The organism is Actinokineospora baliensis (genome assembly GCF_016907695.1).
Classification (GTDB): Bacteria; Actinomycetota; Actinomycetes; order Mycobacteriales; family Pseudonocardiaceae; genus Actinokineospora; species Actinokineospora baliensis.
Map to the genome: position 1 here is coordinate 1,868,334 of NZ_JAFBCK010000001.1, position 18,683 is coordinate 1,887,016.

An 18,683-nucleotide genomic window follows, 5' to 3' on the forward strand; every position below is an offset into this window, starting at 1 on the left:
CTTCGCTGTTACGTTCCCTGGGTATGTCCGGGGAAACGCACGACGCCGTGATCACCGAGCCGTCCACAGAGGACGGCTCCGAGCTGTGGCGGATCGCCCGCGATTCGCGTTCGCTCGACCTGAACTCCTCCTACGCATACCTGCTCTGGTGCCGCGACTTCGCCGACACCTCCGCGGTCGCCCTCGTCGAGGGCCGCCCGGTCGGCTTCGTGATCGGGTTCGTCCGGCCCGCCGCGCCGGACACCGTTGTGGTGTGGCAGATCGCCGTCGACGGCGGCCAGCGCGGCAAGGGCTTGGCTGGCAGGCTGCTCGACCACCTGCTCGACCGGCTCGCCCCGCGCGGCGTGCGGCACCTGGAAACCACCATCACCGCCGACAACACCGCCTCCATCGCGCTGTTCAGCGCGCTGGGCAGGCGCAGGGGCGCGCCGGTCCGCCGCGCCGACCTGTTCGCCGCCGACCACTTCCCGGACGAGCACGCCGCCGAGGACCTCTACCGCATCGGTCCGTTCGCGCCAGTGCCTGCTCTGGTCTGACTTTCCCCCTGGGGAGGGAGATTTCGCGATGAGTGTGTTCGAGACCCTCGAGTCCGAGGTCCGCAGCTACAGCCGGGGTTGGCCGGTCGTGTTCGACCGCGCGGTGGGCAGCCACCTCTACGACGAGTCGGGGAAGTCCTATTTGGACTTCTTCGCGGGCGCGGGAGCGCTGAACTACGGCCACAACAACCCGGTCCTCAAGCGGGCCGTCGTCGACTACATCATGCGCGACGGCGTCACCCACGCCCTGGACATGAACACCGCCGCCAAACGGGACTTCCTGGAGTCCTTCCGCGACATCGTGCTCGCGCCGCGCGAGCTGGACTACAAGGTCATGTTCCCCGGCCCGGCCGGTGCCAACGCCGTCGAGGCCGCGCTGAAGCTGGCCCGCAAGGTTACTGGCCGCGAGTCGGTGGTCAACTTCACCAACGCCTTCCACGGCATGACGCTCGGCGCGCTGTCGGTCACCGGCAACTCGATGAAGCGCGGCGGCGCGGGCATCCCGCTGGTGCACGCCACCCCGATGCCCTTCGACAACTACCTCGACGGGCAGGTGCCGGACTTCCTGTGGTTCGAGCGGTTGCTCGCCGACAGCGGCAGCGGCCTCAACGAGCCCGCCGCGGTGATCGTGGAGACCGTGCAGGGCGAGGGCGGGATCAACGCCGCCCGCGTGCAGTGGCTGCGCGGTTTGGCCGACCTGTGCCAGCGGCACGGCATGCTGCTGATCGTGGACGACGTGCAGATGGGCTGCGGCCGTACCGGCCCGTTCTTCAGCTTCGAGTTGGCTGGCATCAAGCCGGACATCGTCTGCCTGTCCAAGTCGATCGGCGCGTTCGGCTTCCCGATGGCGCTCACCCTGATGCGCCCCGACCTCGACATCTGGGAGCCCGGCGAGCACAACGGCACCTTCCGCGGCATCAACCCGGCCTTCGTCGCCGCCACCGAGGCCTTGCGCACCTACTGGACCGACGACACCCTGGAGAAGGGCACGCTGGCCAAGGGCGAGCAGGTGGAGCGGGTCATGCACGGTATCGCCGAGGCGCACCCGGCCGCCGAGCTCAAGGTCAAGGGCCGTGGCCTGGCCCGCGGCCTGCGCTTCACCGACGGCGCGACCGCGGCCGCGGTCTGCCGTGCCGCTTTCGAGCGCGGCCTGCTCATGGAGACCTCCGGCCCCGACGGCGAGGTCGCCAAGGTCATGCCGCCGCTGACCATCACCGACGACGAGCTCGACGCGGGCCTGCGGGTCCTCGTCGACTCCGTCGCCGCGACCGTGGGGAAGGGGACCGCATGATCGTCCGCAGCACCGCAGAGATCACCGACACCGACCGCGACGTCAAGACCGAGAACTGGCGCAGCAAGCGGATCGTCCTGGCTGGCGACCGGGTCGGTTTCTCGGTGCACGAGACCACGCTGTACCCGGGTGCGGTCAACGACTTCTGGTACGCCAACCACGTCGAGGCCGTCTTCGTCGTCGAGGGCGAGGGGGAGTTGCTGGACAAGGAAACCGGCCAGACCCACGCGCTCGGCCCTGGCTCGCTCTACCTGCTCGACGGCAACGAGCGCCACCAACTGCGGCCCCGCACCGAGATGCGCACCGTCTGCGTGTTCAACCCCCCGGTCACCGGCCGGGAGGTGCACGACGAGAACGGCGTCTACCCGCTGATCACCGAGGAGGAGGCGTGATGACCCTGACCGACACCCGCGTCCACGACCGCTACCCCACCCGGACCCGCGAACCCCTGGCCCCCTTCGGCCGCGTCGAACCGACCGTCTGGGGCGGGGTCAGCGGCCCGCTCGACCCGGCGACCCTGGCCGCGCACGACACCCACGGCTACTCCCGCCACGACGCCCTGCTCGGTCCCGGTGAGGTGGCCGCCTTCCGCGCCGAACTCGACCGCTTGGCAGGCGATGACGCCGTGCGCGCCGACGAGCGCACCATCGTCGAGCGGGCCACCGACGAGGTCCGGTCGATCTTCGAGGTGCACCGGATCAGCGGGCTGATCGCCGAGCTCGTCCGCGACCCGCGGGTGCTCGGCCGGGCGCGGCAGATCCTGGGGTCCGAGGTGTACGTGCACCAGAGCCGGGTCAACTACATGCCCGGCTTCGAGGGCAAGGGTTTCTACTGGCACTCCGACTTCGAGACCTGGCACGCCGAGGACGGCATGCCGGTGCCGCGCGCGGTGAGCATGTCCATCGCGCTCACCGACAACTACCCGTTCAACGGCGGCCTCATGGTGATGCCCGGTTCGCACCGCACCTTCGTCCCGTGCGTCGGCGAGACCCCGGCCGAGCACTACAAGGCCTCGCTGACCGAGCAGGAGATCGGCGTGCCGAGCCGGTCGGCGATCACCAGGCTCGCCGCCGAGCACGGCATCGACCAGTTCACCGGCCCCGCAGGCTCCGCGCTGATGTTCGACTCGAACCTCATGCACGGCTCGGGGAACAACATCACCCCGTTCCCCAGGTCGAACATCTTCCTGTGCTTCAACTCGGTGGACAACGCCCTGGTGCGGCCGTACGCGGCGGCCGCGCCCCGGCCCGGTTTCATCGCCGCGCGAACCTTCGCGCCGCTAAGCAGGTGACCCGTACGTGATCATGCGTAATCCATCTGTTACCATCAGCGGGCGCTCCGCCCCTCGTTGATCAAGAGCTGGTCGTGGTTCCCACTCGGGGTGAACCCGACGTGCTGTCGACCAACCCAGGCGGAGTACGGCCCCGCGCCCACCGAGTCGGGATCGGTCGGGTGGCGGGGCCGACCCCTGTCCGGACACCTCTGGCAATTCCCAGTTCCACCACCGCGCAATCGCCCGCCCGCCCGCGAATGGCCCATCTCCCAGCACTTTCCGGCCGGGGCCGCTCATACCGCCGCCCCATAACGGTTAGGCCATCCGGTTGACTAGTGCCACAACCACGCCCACGGGTTCGCGCACGCCCTAGGTTTGTCGCGGGAGCGCTGGGAACCGGCTTAGGGGAGTCGGTCCGATCGGGGGGTGGTACCGAGTGGCGCATGTCGTGCTCGCGCGTCCGGAGCAGGACGGGCCGCGGTTCTGCGTGTTGGGGCCGGTGTGCGCGCTGGTGGGGGCGAACACGCTGGTACCGGGTGGGCCCGGGTTGCGCGGGCTGCTGGCGATGCTGCTGTTGGAGCCTAACCAGGTCGTCTCGGTCGAGCACGTGATGGACGTGCTGTGGGACCACGAACCGCCCGCGACCGCGCGGACGATCGTGCAGGGCTACGTGTCCAGGCTGCGCCGCTGGCTGTCCACAGTGGACCCCACGCGGGAGGTCAGGATCCAGACCTCCGGTCCCGGCTACCGGCTGGTCGTCGACGAGGCCCGCATCGATGTGGCGCTGGCCCGCGAACTGCTCGCCGCGTCGCGGGACCGGCCCGCTGGCGAGCGGGCCGAACTGCTGGCCAGGGCGCAGAGCCTCTGGCGCGGACCGGAGCTGTCCGGGATCGGCGGCCGGGTCCGCGCCCCGGAACTGGCCGAGCTGCGGCTGACCGTGCTGGAAGCGCGCGTCGACGCCGACCTCGAACTCGGCCGCCACGACGAGGTCATCGGCGAACTGGCCGCCCTGGTCGACACCCACCCGTTCCGCGAACACCTGGTCGGCCAACTCGTGCTCGCCCTCTACCGCTCCGGCAGGCGCGCCGCGGCACTGGAGATCTACCAGCGCTTCGCCCACCGCGCCGCCAGGGAACTCGGTCTCGACCCGGGTCCTGGCCTGCGCGAGCTGCACAGCCGGATCCTGCGCGACGACACCGCTCTGCTCGAACCGCGCCCGTCGCCGGTGATCGCGCCGCGGGTCGGCGTGCTCACCCCGGCGCAACTACCCGCCGCACCACCGGGGTTCACCGGCCGTGAGACCGAACTCGAGTGGCTGGACGGCATCCGCGACAACGCCGACGGCACCGCGCCCGCGATCGCGGTCCTGGCCGGTTCCGCGGGCGTCGGCAAGAGCGCGCTCGCCGTGGTGTGGGGGACCCGCACGGCCAAAGCCTTCCCGGACGGCAGGCTCTACGCGTCGTTGCGGGGTTTCGACCCCCGGCACGAACCGGTCGAACCGGCCGAGGTCCTGGCGCGGTTTCTGCTCGCCCTCGGTGTCGCCGCCGAGCACATCCCGGAAGACCTGGCCCAGCGCACGGCGTTCTACCGGTCGCTGCTGGCCGATCGGCGGCTGCTGGTCGTGCTCGACGACGCCAGGGACTCCGACCAGGTGCGGCCGTTGCTGCCCAGCGGCCCCGGGTCGATGGTCCTGGTCACCAGCAGGCGCAAGCTCGACGGCTTGGTGACCCACGGTGCGGCGCTGCGGGTGCTCGGCACGCTCTCGGCCGAGGAGGCGGAGGCGGTCATCGAGCACGCGGCCGGGCCGCCCGCCGCGCACGAACGCGCGCTGCGCACCAGGTTGGCCCGCTTGTGCGACTACCTGCCGCTCGCGCTGCGGATCTCGGGCGCACGGTTGGCCGTCAGTCCACAGTGGTCACTGGGCGAACTCGTCGCCGAACTCGCCGACGAGCGCACCCGCCTCGGCGCCCTGCGCGTGCACGACGTCGACACCGGGGTCCGGGCCGCGCTCGACCTGACCGTCGGTGGCCTGGACCCCGCGCTGGCCGAGACCCTGCGGTTGCTCGGCGCCGTGCCCGGCCCGACGTTCGGCCCGCACCTGGTGGGCGCCTTGGCCGGGACGTCCCCGGACGCGGCGCGGGAGCGGCTGCGCGGGTTGGCCGCGCTGTTCCTGGTCACCGAGTCGGAGCCGGACGTGTTCGGCATGCACGACCTGGTCCGGCTCTACGCCAGGGAACTGGGCACCGACGACCTGCTGCCCTCGGTACTGCGCTACTACCTGGTCGCCGCCGACCTGAGCCGCCGCCACCTGCGCGCGGCCGCCGACGACCTCGACCACGCCGACACCGAACCGCACGTCCCGCGCCCGGCGGTCCGCGGCCGCGAGGACGCCCTCGCCTGGTTTGAACGCGAGTGGCCCAACCTGGTCGCCGCCGCCGAGGCGGGTGCAAAGGCGGGCCTGCACACCCAGGTTTGGCAACTGGCCCGTATGGCCAGCGAGTTCCGCCGGGTCCGCCCACGCCGCGACGACTGGGAGCACGTCCTGCGCCTGGGTCTGACCGCCGCCAGGGCCTCCGGCGACCGCAGGGGCGAGGTCCTCATGCGCCTGAGCCGCTGCGTCCTGCTGACCCGCTTCGACCAGGAGCACGAGACCGTCGCCGACGCAGAACGCGCCGTGGCCATCGCGACCGAGCTGCGCGACTCCAAGCTGATGGCGATGGGCTTCAACACGGTGGCCAGCGCGCTCTACGGCCAGAAGCGCTACCCCGAGGCCCTCGCCGGTTACCGCAAAGCCCTGGAGCTCTCCGGCCGCGCGGGCTACCGCCTCGGCGAGGCGAACCTGCTCAACAACATCGCCCAGGTCCACCGCAACCTGGGCGCCCCAGCCGAAGCGGTCGGACCGCAAGCCCAGGCCGTGTCCATCTTCCGCGAGGTCGGCGACCTGGGGTTCGTCGGGCTGGCGCTGGCCAACCTGGCCGAACTCGAACACGAGCTCAACCTCCCCGAGGCGGCGGAGACGCACTCCAGGGAAGCGATCGCCATGGCCGAGGCCAACGGTCTTGACCTCACCGAAGCGTTCGCCCGCGAGGTCCTGGCCCGAGTCCACCGGGACCGGGGCGAGATCGCCGAGGCCAGGGTGGAGCTGACCCTGTCCCTCGAGCTCTACCGACTAGTCCAATCCCCAGCCGCCGACGCCGTCCAAGCCGGACTCGCCGCCCTGCCAACCGACGTTTAGCGAACGCTTAGCCACACCAGCCCCGCGGCCGGCACCCTCTCCGCGCAGGGTGACCAGGTGTCACCCAGGGCCGCTGGCGGGAGACAATTGGGGGTGCGGCCCGACGCACCGGCCGGCGCTCTCGGGGGAGGGAGAGCCGGCCGGTCGTCGTTGCGCAGCTTCTGAGTGGACCCTGCGCCCGACACGAGGAACGGCGAGCGCAGGCCGATCTCGTTCTGGCGTCTGCCGCGGACTGGCCCCGCCGCCCACCCCTCGTGCTGGCTCCTAGCCCGGCCGCTCCACTGAGGATGCCTCGCGCACCGGTGTCGGCTCGGGCCGCTTCGGCGGCCGGGTGGGCAGGCCAACTCGGGGTTCGCGGCCGGTGCGCCTGGGCGACCGTGTCGGTGGCTTGGGGGTGCGGGCCATGCGGATGCCCGCCGCGCACAGCCAGCACAAGCCGATCCCGTTCTGGCGCCAGCCTCCACCGCTTGCCCCGCGCCGACCACTCCACTGGGGAGGCCTCGCGTCCCGGTGTCAGCTCCGGCCGCTTCAACGGCCGCGTTCGGCAGCCCGAGACGGGGGTCGCGGCCGGTGCGCCAGGGGCGACCGCGTCGGTGGCTTGGCGGTGCGGGCCATGCGGATGCCCGCCGCGCACAGCCAGCACAAGCCGATCCCGTTCTGGCGCCAGCCTCCACCGCTTGCACCGCGCCGACCACTCGACTGGGGAGGCCTTGCGTCCCGGTGTCAGCTCCGGACCGCTTCGACGCCGGGGTGTGCAGACCGGCAAGGGTTCGCGGCCGGTGCGTCAGGGCGACCGTGTCGCTGGCTTGGCGGGTCGGGCCATGCGGATGCCCGTTGCACACGGCGAGGCTAGGTCGCCGCCACTGGCCGTGCCGGGCTCCCAGGCGGCCTGGTGGTGCGAGCCACGCGGTGTGCGCCGCGCACAGCCAGGGCAGGCCGTGCCGTTCTGGGCGTATGTTTCCCGCGCCGGGTTCCTAGCTCGACTGCTCCACTGAGGAGGCGCCGCGTACCGGTGTCAGCTCCGGCCGCTTCGGGTGCAGACCGTCCCCCAGCGACTCCCCGGTGATCTGCCGCCGTACCCACGGGATCAGGTGCGTGGTGGTCCAGGCCAGGTCGTCCTGGCGTAGGCGCAACCACGGCCTCCTGGCCTCGGCGGGCAGTGGCTCTCGCCAGTCTTGCGCCACCGGCACGTCGAGCACCTCCGCGGCGCGCAGGGCGATCCGGCGGTGGCCTTCGGTGGAGAAGTGCAGGCGGTCGTCGCACCAGGAGCGGCGGTCGTGCAGGACGCCCATGGACCAGAGGTCGACCAGGCGGGCGCCGTGCCGGTCGGCGATGGCGTGCAGGTGTCCGTTGTAGATGGCGACCTTGCCGCGGAAGCGGCGGATCAGCGGCTGCACCTTCGGGTCGGGGCCGGTGAAGATCAGGACTTCGCTGCCCGCCTCGCGCAGCCGCACGACCGCGGTCTCGAACAGGGCGGCCACGTCGTCGACGTCGGTGCCCGGGGTGATGATGTCGTTGCCGCCGCCGCACAGGGTGACCAGGTCGGGGCGGGCCGCGACCGCGATGTGCAGCTGCTCGTCGATGATCTCCTGCAGCATCTTGCCGCGCAGCGCCAGGTTCGCGTACTGGAACCCGGGCCGTTGCCCGTCGAGCAGTTCGGCGAGCCGGTCCGCCCAGCCGACGTACTTGCCGTCGGCGCCGACATCGCTCATGCCCTCGGTGAAGCTGTCCCCGACCGCGATCCAGCTGTTCCACCCATGCACAGCCCGACCTCCCCTTCGACCAAGACGGTCCGCCGACCCTGGCGGGCCACAGTTGCCCCAGACAACCAACGCGAGCAGTATGCCCGGGTATTCCCGGCGGGTCGTCAGCGCAGAGTATGACCTCGGGCCGACACCCGGCGAAGCCGATAGCGGCCCGCGAGAGCGTAATGGCAGGCTGGGGGCGTGACCGACTCCCTGTCCGACCTGCTCGGCGGCAGGCGCGGCGCCCTCGACGCGACCGTGCCGCCACTGGCCTTCGCCGTCGTGTGGCTGCTCACCGACACGATCGGCTGGGCGACCGTGGCCGCGCTGGCGGCCGCCGGTGTCGTGGCGGGGGTGCGGTTGGCGCGCGGCGGTCGGGTCACCGCGGTGGTGGGCAGCATGGCGGCAGTGGTCGTCGGCGCGCTCGTCGTGCTCTACACCGGGCGGGCGGAGGACTTCTTCCTCATCCAGCTGCTGTCCAACATCGCCAGTGCGCTCGCCTGGGCCGTGAGCATCCTCATCCGCTGGCCGCTGCTCGGTGTCGTCGTCGGCGTGCTGCTGGGGCAGCGCTTCCGCTGGCGCCGCGATCCCGCGCTCGTGCGCGCCTACGGCAGGGCGAGCTGGGTGTGGGTCCTGCTCCAGTACACCTTGCGCACGGCCGTGTTCGGTGCGCTGTGGTGGCTGGGCGACGTGGCCGCGCTCGCGGTGGCCAGGGTCGCGCTGTCCTGGCCGCTGGTCGCCCTGGTGATCGCCGTCAGCGCCGCCGTGCTGCGCAAGTCGCTCCCGGACGACCACCCGGGCCTGCGCCACCCGCGCGTGCCAGAGCCAGCGGGCAACTAGAGCTCGGGTCGGTGCGCCTCGGGGCCGAACGCGTCCAGTGACGCCAGCCAGGCGGCGCCCACCGTCCCGTCCTTGGCGTCCACCACCTCGTGGTCGCCGAGCAGTTCCCGGACCCGGGCGCCGACCGCCGTCTGCATGACCGCGCCTGCCAGGACCACCGGTCCGGTGTCGTGCACCGCGAGCGCCTGCGCGGCCAGCGACTGGGCCGCCCGCTCCACGATCTCGTGCGCGGCCGGGTCGTCCACCGACGAGGCCAGCGGGGCGAACCGCGCCAACCGGATCGGCTCCTCCCGGTTCACCTGCCGGATCAACCGGCCGAACGGGATCCGCGGGTCGCCTTCGATCGGCAGCCCCGCCGAGGTCAGCACGGCCCGCGGCAGCGGCCCGAGCGGTTTCCCGCTCTGCAGCGCGTACAGCGTGACCCGCACCGCTTCCCGGCCGATCCAGAACGCCGATCCCTCGTCGCCGAGCAGCCAGCCGAACCCGCCGTAGGTGGCGACCCGCTCGCGCCCGGTGATCCGGCTCGCGATCGACCCGGTGCCGGAGATCAGCACCGTCCCGAACGCCGACGAGGTCCCCGAGGCGAAGGCCACCTCCGCGTCGGACACCACCCTCGGCCGCAGCAGTTCGAACACCACGTCGAACTCGGCGGCCACCGCCGGGTCCAGCAGCGCCGACGACCCGGCCATCCCGATCACGCACGTCTCGGCCTGCGAGCCCGACAGCGCCGTGTTCGCCGCCGCCAGCAGCTGCGCCGCGGCCGCGGCCGGGCCGTTGGTGTTCGGGTTCCCGCCACCGGCGACACCCCGGCCGATCACCGCTCCCGAGGAGTCGACGGCCAGCGCGCGGGTGGTGCTCCCGCCGATGTCGACGCCCAACGCGACCCCGGTCATCGGACCGCTACTCCGTTCGGCGTAACATGACCTTGCCCGCTCCGCTCCACCCCCTCGGCGGAGCGGGCTCCCAACATCACCGACCTCGCGCTGTGCTGCTCGGCCTCGACCTCGCGCACCCGCAGCGGGTCGCCGCAGGAGGCGCAGGTGACCACCGCGTGCGTCTCGTGCCCGCAGGTGCGGTGCCGCAGCCGGACCGGTCGGTCCTCGGTCAGCCACCGCTCACCCCAGTGCATGATCGCCGCGAGCGCGGGCCAGAAGTCGCGGCCCATGTCGGTGAGCACGTACTCGTAGCGCACCGGCCGCTCTTGATATGGCTCCCGGCGCAGCAGACCGGCGCCGACCAGCCGGTCGAGCCGCTCCGTGAGGGTGTTGCGGGCGATGCCCAGCTCTGCCTGGATCCGGTCGAACCGCCGGACTCCCAGGTAGGCCTCCCGCAGCACGAGCAGGGTCCACTGGTCACCGAGCAGGTCCATCGCGCGGGCGATCGAGCACGGCCACTGCGCGAACGAGGTCCTCCGCATCTGCCCAGTCTAGGAAGCCGGGCGCCCGGGTGGAACGTCCATCACCTCGGCCGGGTGACTTCGCCGCCCCCGTCCCCGGCCGGAGATCCCGGGGCCCAGCGGCCCGCGGGGGTCGCCCGCGGCCGCCGCGGTGTCACCCGATGGGTCGCCGACGCCTCGCCGCGGGCCGCTCCGGCGGCCAAGATGTCCGCGCGCGGCGCGCTGGTGATCGCCGCCACACCTGTGTCGGCGCTCACTGCTCCGGATGCCGAGCCGTCCACTTCGGTCACCCCGGCCGGGTCGACCAGCGGGTTGACCGCGCGCGTCGCGCTCGGGTCCGCGAACGAGAACCACCCGACCGGATGACACCGCTGTGGGGTCAACCGGACAAACCGGGTGGCGTGCGCCGCGGAGCCGCTGACGGGTTGACCACGGCCCCGACGTGGTACTTCTCATACCGGGGTGGGTCACCGCGGTGTTCCGGCCTTCGCCGCCCGCGGGCCCGGCGCCGCCGGTTGCCCGCCATCCGGACGCGCCAGGGCGGTAAGGTCTAGACCAATCATGAGCCGGGTGGGGCGCCGCGCCCGCTCGCGCGGGGCGCCGCGCCGGTCACGGTAGGGCCAAACAGGCGGGGTGTGATCGCGTGAGGCACCCCCGACAAGGCATTCTGTACGGGTCGGGCGCAATACTCAGGAGGGACGCCATGCTGGAGATGTCCACGGCCGACGGGTCGGACACGGTGGCGCGCGTGCAACGGGAACCCAAGTACTGGGGGCTCAAGCGCCACTTGCTCGACCTGCTCGGGTCGCTGCCTCCCGGCTCGCCCATCCCGACCGAACGTTCACTGGCCACCGAGTTCGACGTCTCCCGCACCACGGTCCGCCAGGCGCTGGCCGAGCTGACCGTCGAGGGCAGGCTGCTGCGGGTGCAGGGCAAGGGCACCTTCGCCGCCGAACCCAAGGTCGCCCAGCGGTTGCAGCTCTCGTCCTACACCGAGGACATGCGCGCCCAGGGCCGCGAGCCCTCCAGCAAGCTGCTGGAGGTCTCCGAGATCCCCGCCGAGGCCGATCTGGCCAGGCTGCTGGGGATCCGCGCTGGCGCGAAGGTGTTGCGGCTGCACCGGCTGCGGTTGGCCGACGGCGAACCCATGGCCATGGAGACCACGCACCTGCCGCTGGGCCGCTTCCGCGGTCTGCGCCGCTACGTCAGCGGCGGCGGCTCGCTCTACCAGGTGCTGCGTGAGCGGTTCGACGTCGAGATGGGCCACGCCGAGGAGACGATCGAGACCGCGTTGGCCGGTCCGCACGAGGCCGAGTTGCTCGGCGCGGACGTGGGCATGCCGATGCTGCTGCTGTCGCGGCACTCGTTCGACACCGACGAGCGACCGGTCGAGTGGGTGCGGTCGGTCTACCGGGGCGATCGCTACAAGTTCGTCGCCACGCTCAACCGGCCGTCCTGACCGGTGACCACCCAGGTCCGCTGGGGCACCGCGGGTGCGCGCGGGGTGCTGGCGACCACGATCCTCGGGTCGGGCATGGCGATGCTGGACAGCAGCGTCGTCAACATCGCCCTCCCCAGGCTCGGCCACGAGCTCGGCGCCTCGGTGTCGGGTCTGCAGTGGGTGCTCGACGGGTACCTGCTGGCGCTGGCCGCGCTGATCCTGGTGGCCGGGTCGCTGGGTGACCGGTACGGCCGCCGCCGGGTGTTCGTGGTCGGCGTCGTGTGGTTCGGGGTGGCGTCGGTGCTGTGCGGGCTCGCGGTGTCCACACCGATGCTCGTGGCTTCCAGGATTTTGCAGGGAATTGGCGGCGCGCTGCTGACGCCGGGATCGTTGGCGATCCTGCAGGCGGTGTTCCACCGGGAGGACCGCGCCCGTGCGATCGGCACGTGGTCGGGTCTGGGTGGGATCGCCGCCGCGGTGGGGCCGTTGGTCGGCGGGCTGCTCGTGCAGCTGTGGTCGTGGCGGTTGGCGTTCCTGGTGAACATCCCGCTCGTGGTGGTCTGCGTGCTGCTGGCCATGCGGTACGTGCCGGAGACGCGCGACGAGGAGTTCACCGGGCACCCGAACGTCCTCGATTCCGTGCTGGGCGCCGTCGGTCTCGCCGGGATCACCGCGGCGCTGGTGGAGCTACCGGTGCGCGGGCCGGACTGGCTGGTCGTCGGCTCCGGTGTCGTCGGGGTCGTGTCGTTCACCGCTTTCGTGCTGCTGCAACGCCGCCAGGCGAACCCGCTCGTGCCGCCCGCCCTGTTCGCCAACCACACGTTCGTCGTGGCCAACTCGCTCACCCTGGTCGTCTACGCGGCACTGACCGGCGTGATGATGCTGATGGGCCTGCAATTGCAGACGTCCCTGGGCTACTCGCCGACGGCCGCGGGCGTGGCCGGGCTGCCGATCACGCTGATCATGCTGGCCCTGTCGGCGCGGTCTGGGCAGTTGGCCGCCCGCTGGGGCCCGCGCTGGTTCCTGGTGCTGGGTCCGCTGGTGATCGCCGCCGCGATGCTGCTGATGACCCGGATCACCCCTGGCGCGTCCTACTGGGGCTCGGTGCTGCCCTCGGTGCTGCTGTTCGGTCTCGGGCTGTCCATTGTGGTCGCACCGGTGACGGCGACCGTCCTGGCCGCCGCGCCGGACCGGTACGCGGGTATGGCGTCCGGGGTGAACAACGCGGTGGCCAGGACGGGTGGATTGCTCGCTGTCGCGGTCTTACCGGCCGCGGCGGGCCTGACCGGCGCCGCCTACACCGACCCGACCGCGTTGACGTCGGGCTGGCGCACGGCCCTGCTGATCTGCGCGGGCCTGGCCGCGGTCGGCGGTCTGCTCGCACTGAGCATCCGCGACAACGTCCTCGCACCGTCGACCCCGCCGCACTCGTGCGCGATCGACTCGCCGCCCACCCAGGTCGCCGAGCAGGCCTGAGGTCAGGCCTTCAGCAGTTCGACCAGGACGTCCGGGTCGATGTTGCCGCCGCTGACCACGGCAACCGTGCGACCAGCGGGCAGTTCGTCGGCGTGGTGCAGCACCGCGGCCGTGGCCACCGCGCCGCTGGGCTCGGCGACCAGGCGGGCCTGTCGGGCGAGCACCGCGACGGTCGACCGGATCTCATCCTCTGAGACGGTCACGATGCCGTCCACCAGGGCCCGCTGGTGGGCGAAGGTCAGCGGGGACGGCTGGCTGCGCAGCCCGTCGGCGATGGTCCGGTTGCGGTCCTCGACCGACCAGGACACCAGTTCGCCGCTGGCCAGGCTGGCCGCGGTGTCGGCCGCCAGCTCCGGCTCCACCGCCCACACCTGCGCCTGCGGCCGCAGCGCCTTGACCGCCGCGGCGATGCCCGAGATCAGCCCACCGCCGCTGACCGGCACCAGCACCAGGTCCACATCGGGCAGGTCGGCCACGATCTCCAGCCCGATCGTGCCCTGCCCGGCGATCACGTCCGGGTGGTCGAACGGCGGCACCAAGGTGGCGTCGCGCTGCTCGACGATCTCGTAGGCCTTCGACTCGCGCTGACCGGTCTCGACCAGCACCACCTCAGCCCCGTGCGACCGGGTCGCCTCGACCTTCACGGTGGGCGTGTCGTGCGGCACCACGATCCACGCGGGCACCCCGAACGCCTTCGCCGCGTACGCGACGGCCTGGGCGTGGTTGCCGCTGGAGTACGCCACCACACCGCGCTCCCGCCGCCCCGGCTCGATGTTGGCCACCGCGTTGTAGGCGCCGCGGATCTTGAACGCGCCGATCGGCTGCAGGTTCTCCGGTTTGATCCACAGTGGCCGGTCCGCCCACGGCGCGGGGACCAGCGGGGTCCGCACGGCGTGCCCGGCGATCCGGTCGGCGGCTGCGGTGATGTCGGCGAGGGTGACCAGGTTCACCGCACCAGTGTGCCCGGCCCGGCGGTGCGCGCGGTGTCGCGCTGCTCACTCACAACTCGTCGGCCCAGTCGTAGTCGTCGTGGTCCGGCGGCGTCGTGCTCACCCCGATGGCGGCCAGGTCGTCCTGGGTGAACACCCGGTCGGCCTTGTCGCCGAGCAACTGGGCGACCAGCGTGTCCAAGATGTCCAGGTGCGCGGCCTTGGACTCGGCGTTGATCTCCGTGATCCGCCCCATGTCGCGCAGCACCACCTCGTGGATGCCCGCCCGCTCCAGCCGCGAGTGGATCAGACCCGCCTCCAGGAACCCGCTCATCGGCCCGGTGATCGCCAGGTACGACCTGGTCGTGGCCCGGAAGAGCATGAACAACGGCCCGTCGGGAGCGGCCTCCATGGTCAGCTCGAGCTCGAACAGCCGCTCCAAGCCCGCCAAGAGCTCGGCCCGGTGCCTGCGCACCGCGTCGAAGTACCCCCCAGGCTTGGGATCGGTGATGTCAGGGTCGTTGGCCTTCGCGTAGGCCAGCACGAACGCTTTGCGATCGTAGGTGTCCACCTTTCGGAGGCTAGGCCGCTCCCGCCCAGCCCGCCTGCGCTGAGCAGCGCTTTCACCCGTGCCCACCCGCCCTGCCTGGGCCGCTCGCTCCCAGCGCGGCAGTGGTTCACTCCTGCCGCAGTGCCGCCGAGAGTGCCTCTGCCGCTGCCTTGGGGTCCTCAGCCTCCGTGATGGCCCGCACCACCACCGCCCTGCGGGCACCGGCGGCGAGCACCTCCGGCAGCCGCTGCGTGTCGATCCCGCCAATGGCGAACCAGGGCAAGGCAGGAGCCGCGGCCGCAGTCGCCCGGACCAGGTCGAGGCCAGCGGCCGGGCGGCCGGGCTTGGTGGGGGTCGTCCAGCAGGGGCCGGTGCAGAAGTAGTCCACTCCCGGCTCGGTCGAGGCGGCGATGGCCTGGGCGAAGTCGTGTGTCGAGCGGCCGATGACCATCTCCTCTCCGACCACGCGGCGGGCGGTGGGTACGGGGAGGTCGTCCTGGCCGAGGTGCAGCACGTCCGCCTGCGCGGCCAGGGCGATGTCGGCGCGGTCGTTGACGGCCAGGAGGGCGCCGTGGGCGGCGCAGACCTCGGCGATCACCGACAGTGCGCGCAGTTGCGGGCCCGCCTCCAGCGACACCCCGGCCCGCTTGTCGCGCAGCTGCACCACGTCGACCCCACCCGCCAGTGCCGCGTCCACGAAGTCGGCGAGGTCGCCGCGCTCGGTGCGCGCGTCGGTGCACAGGTAGAGCCGTGCGTCAGCGAGCCTGCGCCTGATCTGGGTCCCGTCGAGTCCTGGCATGGAGTTGACGCTAGCGCCTGCGCTACGGTGGGGATCGGTCGCACGGGAGTCCGGGAACGGGCTGAGAGGGAGCTGAACCGCTCCGACCGTCGAACCTGATCCGGGTCATGCCGGCGCAGGGAGCGTGAGGGACATGGGACATGAGCGGGTTGTCGCCGTCGTCGGCGGCGGGGTCATCGGGTTGTCGGTGGCGTGGGCGGTCGCCGACGCCGGGTTCTCGGTGCGCCTGATCGATCCGACCCCGGCGCGGGGCGCGTCGTGGCTGGCTGGCGGGATGCTGGCCCCGGTCACCGAGTCCTGGCCGGGGGAGGAGCACGTCCTCGAGCTGGGCAGCGCGTCGCTGGCGAGCTGGCCGGACTTCGCGTCCCGGTTGGCCGCTGCCGGTGGTGACCCGGGGTTGCGGTTCGACGGGACCCTCGCGGTCGCCATGGACTCCGCCGACGCGGCCACGCTGGAGGTCCTCGCGGAGTTCCTGCGCGGACTCGGCCGTTCGGCGGTGCGGTGCTCGGCGCGGGAGCTGCGCGAGCTGGAACCCGGCCTGGGCCCAGGTGTCCGAAGTGGACTCCACGTGCCCGGCGATTTGGCCGTGGACAACCGGGCGCTGCTCACCGCGTTGCACACCGCGTGCCGCCGTTCGGGTGTGGAGTTCATCACGGCCGCTGCCGCGCGGGTCCACCCGAACGCCGTGACACTGGCCGACGAGTCCACTGTGGAATGTGCGGCGGTGGTCGTCGCGGCAGGCGCGTGGAGCTCTGGTCTGCACCCCGCGCTCGCGCCGCTGGTGCGCCCGGTGAAGGGCGAGATCCTGCGGCTGCGCGCCAGGCGGGCGACCCTGCCGATCCCCACCCGCACGATCCGCGCGCACGTCGAGTCCCGCCCGGTGTACCTGGTGCCCAGGGCCGACGGCGAACTGGTCCTCGGCGCGACCCAACTCGACGTCGGTTTCGACGAGTCGGTGACCGCTGGCGGTGTCCGCGACCTGCTGCGCGACGCCGAGCAGGTGCTGCCCGGGATCGCGGAGTACGAGCTCACCGAGGTCGCGGCCGGTCTGCGCGCGGGCAGCCCGGACAACCTGCCGCTGATCGGCACCCTCGAACCCGGCCTGCTGGTGGCGACCGGTCACCACCGCAACGGCCTGCTGCTGGCCCCGGTCACCGCGTCGGCGGTGGTCTCCCTGCTGCGCGGCGATCCGCTGCCGGGGCCGGTGCTCGCCGCCGACCCCGCGCGGTTCACCGGGAGGAACACATGATCGTGACGGTCAACGGCACCGAGCGGGAGTTCGCCGACGGTGCGACGGTCGCCGACGTGCTCGCCGCGTTGGCGGTGCCCGGTTCGGGGATCGCGGTGGCGCTCGACGGAGAAGTCGTGCCCAGGGCGGCGCACGGGAGTACCGCGGTGCCCGCCGGGGCCGCGCTGGAAGTGCTGACCGCGGTGCAGGGGGGCTGAGGTGGACGACCCGCTGGTCATCGCCGACCGGGAGTACTCGTCCCGGCTGATCACCGGAACCGGTGGCGCGGCGAACCTGGAGGTGTTGCGCCGGGCGCTGGTCGCGTCCGGGACGGAGTTGACCACGGTGTCGCTGCGCCGGGTCGACGCGCACGGCGGCACCGGTGTGCTCGACCTGCTGCGCGGGTTGGGCATCGATCCGCTGCCCAACACCGCGGGCTGCCGCACCGCCGCCGAGGCCGTGCTCACCGCGCGCCTGGCCCGCGAGGCCCTCGGCACGAACTGGATCAAACTGGAGGTCGTCGCCGACGACAGGACCCTGCTGCCCGACCCGGTGGAACTCCTCGACGCCGCCCGCACCCTCGTCGACGACGGCTTCGTGGTCCTGCCCTACACCAACGACGACCCGGTCCTGGCCCTGCGGCTGGAAGAAGCGGGCTGCGCGGCGGTCATGCCACTGGGCTCGCCCATCGGCACCGGCCTGGGCATCCGAAACCCGCACAACATCGAGCTCATCGTCGCCCGCGCGGGCGTCCCCGTGGTGCTCGACGCGGGCATAGGAACGGCCTCGGATGCCGCCCTGGCCATGGAACTCGGCTGCGCCGCGGTCTTGTTGGCCACCGCGGTAACCCGCGCGACCGACCCGGAGAAGATGGCCACGGCCATGCGCTCCGCCGTCCACGCGGGCCGCCTGGCCAGGGCGGCGGGTCGGATCCCGCAGCGCTTCTGGGCCCAGGCCTCCAGCCCCCCGCGCTGAGACCCCGCGCGCCGCTGGGAAGCCGCGACGGCCAGGTGTCGCCGAACCCTCGGACCGGCGGCGCCGCAACGACACCGAGCCCACCGGGCTGGGTGTCGGGGTCCCGGTGAGCGGCTGCCAGTTTCCACGCGCCATGTGGGCCGCTTGGCCAGGGCGGCGGGCCGGATCCCGCGGCGGTTCTGGGCTCAGGCCTCCAGCCCCCGCGGAGGCCCTGCGAGTCCGCTGGGGAAGCTCTGGCGGCCACGTGCCGCTCGGCCCTCGGATCGGTGGCGATCGTCGCCACCGCAACGCCGCCAGTGCGCTGGGTGTCGGGCCGTGCGCGCGGTGTCTCGGCCCTCTCGTCGAGCCGCCGCCGGATTCGCGCGGCGATCGGGAAGGCCGCTAGGTGCTCTTATGCGCGGCGGTGCACTTGTTGGGGGTCGGGTGGCGTGGGGCGGGTGGGGGTCGGGTCGTTGAACTCCGGGTGGTTCCCGGCACAATGAGGTATGACGACATCGGCCGCCGAGCCCGCCGTCGGGGACGTGCCAGCCCGGTTGTACCTCGCGATCGGGCGGTTGTCCCGGGCGCTGCGCCGGTCCGGGTCCCCTGGCCTGGGGCACGGGTCCATCTCCGCTCTGTCCACTCTGGTCAACTGCGGCGAGCTGCGCCTGGGCGACCTGGCCGCCAAGGAGGGCGTCGCGGCGCCCACCATGTCCCGGATCGTGGCCAGCCTGGTCGAATCCGGGTACGTCGGTCGCGAACCGGATCCGGCCGATCGCAGGGCGTGGTTGGTGCGGGCCACCGATTCCGGCGAGCGGATCGTGTCCGGGGTGCGTTCCACCAGGGTGCTGGAGCTTGGCAGGCGGCTCGACCGGCTCGCCCCGGACGAACGCGAGCGACTGGTCGCCGCCATCCCGGTGCTGGAGTCGTTGCTCGCCGACTGAGCCGGGGCGGGCTTCGCTTGCGGTGCAAGGCAAGTCCGCCCCGGCT

The 18,683-nt window shown here is 72.4% G+C and carries 19 protein-coding genes and 1 riboswitch; of the genes, 13 read left to right on the plus strand and 6 right to left on the minus strand.

Annotation, left to right across the window (positions count from 1 at the left end):
- The first annotated feature begins 23 nt into the window (after positions 1 to 23).
- The 5 genes from ectA (at position 24) to JOD54_RS08870 (ending at position 6,335) form a co-directional block, all read left to right on the plus strand.
- The gene (gene ectA, locus JOD54_RS08850) at positions 24 to 536 is read left to right on the plus strand and encodes a diaminobutyrate acetyltransferase (RefSeq protein WP_204450057.1); all 513 of its coding nucleotides are present in this window, start codon (positions 24 to 26) and stop codon (positions 534 to 536) included.
- 28 nt (positions 537 to 564) lie between these two features.
- Positions 565 to 1,827: a diaminobutyrate--2-oxoglutarate transaminase gene (gene ectB / locus JOD54_RS08855; protein ID WP_204450058.1), complete on the plus strand. Its 1,263-nt coding sequence runs from the start codon at positions 565 to 567 to the stop codon at positions 1,825 to 1,827.
- Positions 1,824 to 2,219 (plus strand): ectoine synthase, encoded by a 396-nt coding sequence (locus JOD54_RS08860; RefSeq protein WP_204450059.1) that lies wholly within the window; start codon positions 1,824 to 1,826, stop codon positions 2,217 to 2,219. Before ectB ends, JOD54_RS08860 begins: the two co-directional genes overlap by 4 nt.
- Positions 2,219 to 3,118, plus strand: a complete 900-nt coding sequence (thpD, locus tag JOD54_RS08865) for an ectoine hydroxylase (protein WP_204450060.1) — start codon at positions 2,219 to 2,221, stop codon at positions 3,116 to 3,118. Before JOD54_RS08860 ends, thpD begins: the two co-directional genes overlap by 1 nt.
- Before the next feature lie 418 nt (positions 3,119 to 3,536).
- Positions 3,537 to 6,335, plus strand: a complete 2,799-nt coding sequence (locus JOD54_RS08870) for an AfsR/SARP family transcriptional regulator (RefSeq protein WP_204450061.1) — start codon at positions 3,537 to 3,539, stop codon at positions 6,333 to 6,335.
- 974 nt (positions 6,336 to 7,309) lie between these two features.
- On the opposite strand, the gene JOD54_RS08875 is transcribed toward JOD54_RS08870, so the two are convergent.
- A complete protein-coding gene (locus JOD54_RS08875) occupies positions 7,310 to 8,098 on the minus strand; it encodes an SGNH/GDSL hydrolase family protein (protein WP_204450062.1) in 789 nt (262 codons plus the stop codon).
- Between the two features lie 183 nt (positions 8,099 to 8,281).
- Here JOD54_RS08875 and JOD54_RS08880 point away from each other — a divergent pair, with 183 nt between their 5' ends.
- Positions 8,282 to 8,920, plus strand: a complete 639-nt coding sequence (locus JOD54_RS08880; protein ID WP_204450063.1) for a DUF3159 domain-containing protein — start codon at positions 8,282 to 8,284, stop codon at positions 8,918 to 8,920.
- Here the strand turns inward: JOD54_RS08880 and JOD54_RS08885 are convergent.
- The gene (locus JOD54_RS08885; RefSeq protein WP_204450064.1) at positions 8,917 to 9,813 is read right to left on the minus strand and encodes an N-acetylglucosamine kinase; all 897 of its coding nucleotides are present in this window, start codon (positions 9,811 to 9,813) and stop codon (positions 8,917 to 8,919) included. The two genes, JOD54_RS08880 and JOD54_RS08885, sit on opposite strands and share 4 nt — an antisense overlap.
- Positions 9,810 to 10,337, minus strand: a complete 528-nt coding sequence (locus JOD54_RS08890; protein WP_204450065.1) for a winged helix-turn-helix transcriptional regulator — start codon at positions 10,335 to 10,337, stop codon at positions 9,810 to 9,812. The genes JOD54_RS08885 and JOD54_RS08890 overlap by 4 nt, the downstream gene beginning before the upstream one ends.
- A gap of 54 nt (positions 10,338 to 10,391) precedes the next feature.
- Here JOD54_RS08890 and JOD54_RS08895 point away from each other — a divergent pair, with 54 nt between their 5' ends.
- The 3 genes from JOD54_RS08895 to JOD54_RS08905 all read left to right on the plus strand — a co-directional run bounded on the left by JOD54_RS08895 (position 10,392) and on the right by JOD54_RS08905 (position 13,233).
- Positions 10,392 to 10,682 carry a hypothetical protein gene (locus JOD54_RS08895; protein WP_204450066.1) on the plus strand — a complete coding sequence of 97 codons (291 nt, stop codon included), beginning with the start codon at positions 10,392 to 10,394 and terminating at the stop codon, positions 10,680 to 10,682.
- Between the two features lie 337 nt (positions 10,683 to 11,019).
- The gene (locus JOD54_RS08900) at positions 11,020 to 11,775 is read left to right on the plus strand and encodes a GntR family transcriptional regulator (protein ID WP_092779426.1); all 756 of its coding nucleotides are present in this window, start codon (positions 11,020 to 11,022) and stop codon (positions 11,773 to 11,775) included.
- Positions 11,776 to 11,778: 3 nt separating this feature from the next.
- Positions 11,779 to 13,233: an MFS transporter gene (locus tag JOD54_RS08905; RefSeq protein WP_307859902.1), complete on the plus strand. Its 1,455-nt coding sequence runs from the start codon at positions 11,779 to 11,781 to the stop codon at positions 13,231 to 13,233.
- Positions 13,234 to 13,235: 2 nt separating this feature from the next.
- On the opposite strand, the gene JOD54_RS08910 is transcribed toward JOD54_RS08905, so the two are convergent.
- The 3 genes from JOD54_RS08910 to thiE all read right to left on the minus strand — a co-directional run bounded on the left by JOD54_RS08910 (position 13,236) and on the right by thiE (position 15,511).
- The gene (locus JOD54_RS08910; protein ID WP_204450067.1) at positions 13,236 to 14,183 is read right to left on the minus strand and encodes a threonine ammonia-lyase; all 948 of its coding nucleotides are present in this window, start codon (positions 14,181 to 14,183) and stop codon (positions 13,236 to 13,238) included.
- A 49-nt stretch (positions 14,184 to 14,232) separates the two neighbouring features.
- Positions 14,233 to 14,733 (minus strand): hypothetical protein, encoded by a 501-nt coding sequence (locus JOD54_RS08915; RefSeq protein ID WP_204450068.1) that lies wholly within the window; start codon positions 14,731 to 14,733, stop codon positions 14,233 to 14,235.
- A 106-nt stretch (positions 14,734 to 14,839) separates the two neighbouring features.
- Complete coding sequence (thiE, locus tag JOD54_RS08920; protein ID WP_204450069.1) at positions 14,840 to 15,511, minus strand: thiamine phosphate synthase; 672 nt, start codon at positions 15,509 to 15,511, stop codon at positions 14,840 to 14,842.
- Positions 15,512 to 15,543: 32 nt separating this feature from the next.
- Positions 15,544 to 15,650, plus strand: a riboswitch (TPP riboswitch).
- On the opposite strand from thiE, the gene thiO reads away from it, so the two are divergent.
- The 4 genes from thiO (at position 15,645) to JOD54_RS08940 (ending at position 18,637) form a co-directional block, all read left to right on the plus strand.
- A complete protein-coding gene (gene thiO / locus JOD54_RS08925) occupies positions 15,645 to 16,760 on the plus strand; it encodes a glycine oxidase ThiO (protein WP_204450070.1) in 1,116 nt (371 codons plus the stop codon). (Overlaps the previous riboswitch by 6 nt.)
- Positions 16,757 to 16,957, plus strand: coding sequence for a sulfur carrier protein ThiS (gene thiS / locus JOD54_RS08930; protein ID WP_204450071.1), 201 nt, complete (start codon positions 16,757 to 16,759; stop codon positions 16,955 to 16,957). The genes thiO and thiS overlap by 4 nt, the downstream gene beginning before the upstream one ends.
- A 1-nt stretch (position 16,958) precedes the next feature.
- On the plus strand, positions 16,959 to 17,714 hold the full coding sequence (locus JOD54_RS08935) for a thiazole synthase (protein ID WP_204450072.1): 756 nt from the start codon (positions 16,959 to 16,961) through the stop codon (positions 17,712 to 17,714).
- A gap of 485 nt (positions 17,715 to 18,199) precedes the next feature.
- Positions 18,200 to 18,637, plus strand: coding sequence for a MarR family winged helix-turn-helix transcriptional regulator (locus JOD54_RS08940; RefSeq protein ID WP_204450073.1), 438 nt, complete (start codon positions 18,200 to 18,202; stop codon positions 18,635 to 18,637).
- Positions 18,638 to 18,683 lie beyond the last annotated feature (46 nt).

Bases quoted from the DNA above. Each gene is read 5' to 3' on its own strand.
- ectA (WP_204450057.1), top strand. From the start codon at position 24: ATGTCCGGGGAAACGCACGACGCCGTGATCACCGAGCCGTCCACAGAG.
- ectB (WP_204450058.1), top strand. From the start codon at position 565: ATGAGTGTGTTCGAGACCCTCGAGTCCGAGGTCCGCAGCTACAGCCGG.
- JOD54_RS08860 (WP_204450059.1), top strand. From the start codon at position 1,824: ATGATCGTCCGCAGCACCGCAGAGATCACCGACACCGACCGCGACGTC.
- thpD (WP_204450060.1), top strand. From the start codon at position 2,219: ATGACCCTGACCGACACCCGCGTCCACGACCGCTACCCCACCCGGACC.
- JOD54_RS08885 (WP_204450064.1), bottom strand. From the start codon at position 9,813: ATGACCGGGGTCGCGTTGGGCGTCGACATCGGCGGGAGCACCACCCGC.
- JOD54_RS08890 (WP_204450065.1), bottom strand. From the start codon at position 10,337: ATGCGGAGGACCTCGTTCGCGCAGTGGCCGTGCTCGATCGCCCGCGCG.
- JOD54_RS08900 (WP_092779426.1), top strand. From the start codon at position 11,020: ATGCTGGAGATGTCCACGGCCGACGGGTCGGACACGGTGGCGCGCGTG.
- thiE (WP_204450069.1), bottom strand. From the start codon at position 15,511: ATGCCAGGACTCGACGGGACCCAGATCAGGCGCAGGCTCGCTGACGCA.
- thiO (WP_204450070.1), top strand. From the start codon at position 15,645: ATGGGACATGAGCGGGTTGTCGCCGTCGTCGGCGGCGGGGTCATCGGG.
- thiS (WP_204450071.1), top strand. From the start codon at position 16,757: ATGATCGTGACGGTCAACGGCACCGAGCGGGAGTTCGCCGACGGTGCG.
- JOD54_RS08940 (WP_204450073.1), top strand. From the start codon at position 18,200: ATGACGACATCGGCCGCCGAGCCCGCCGTCGGGGACGTGCCAGCCCGG.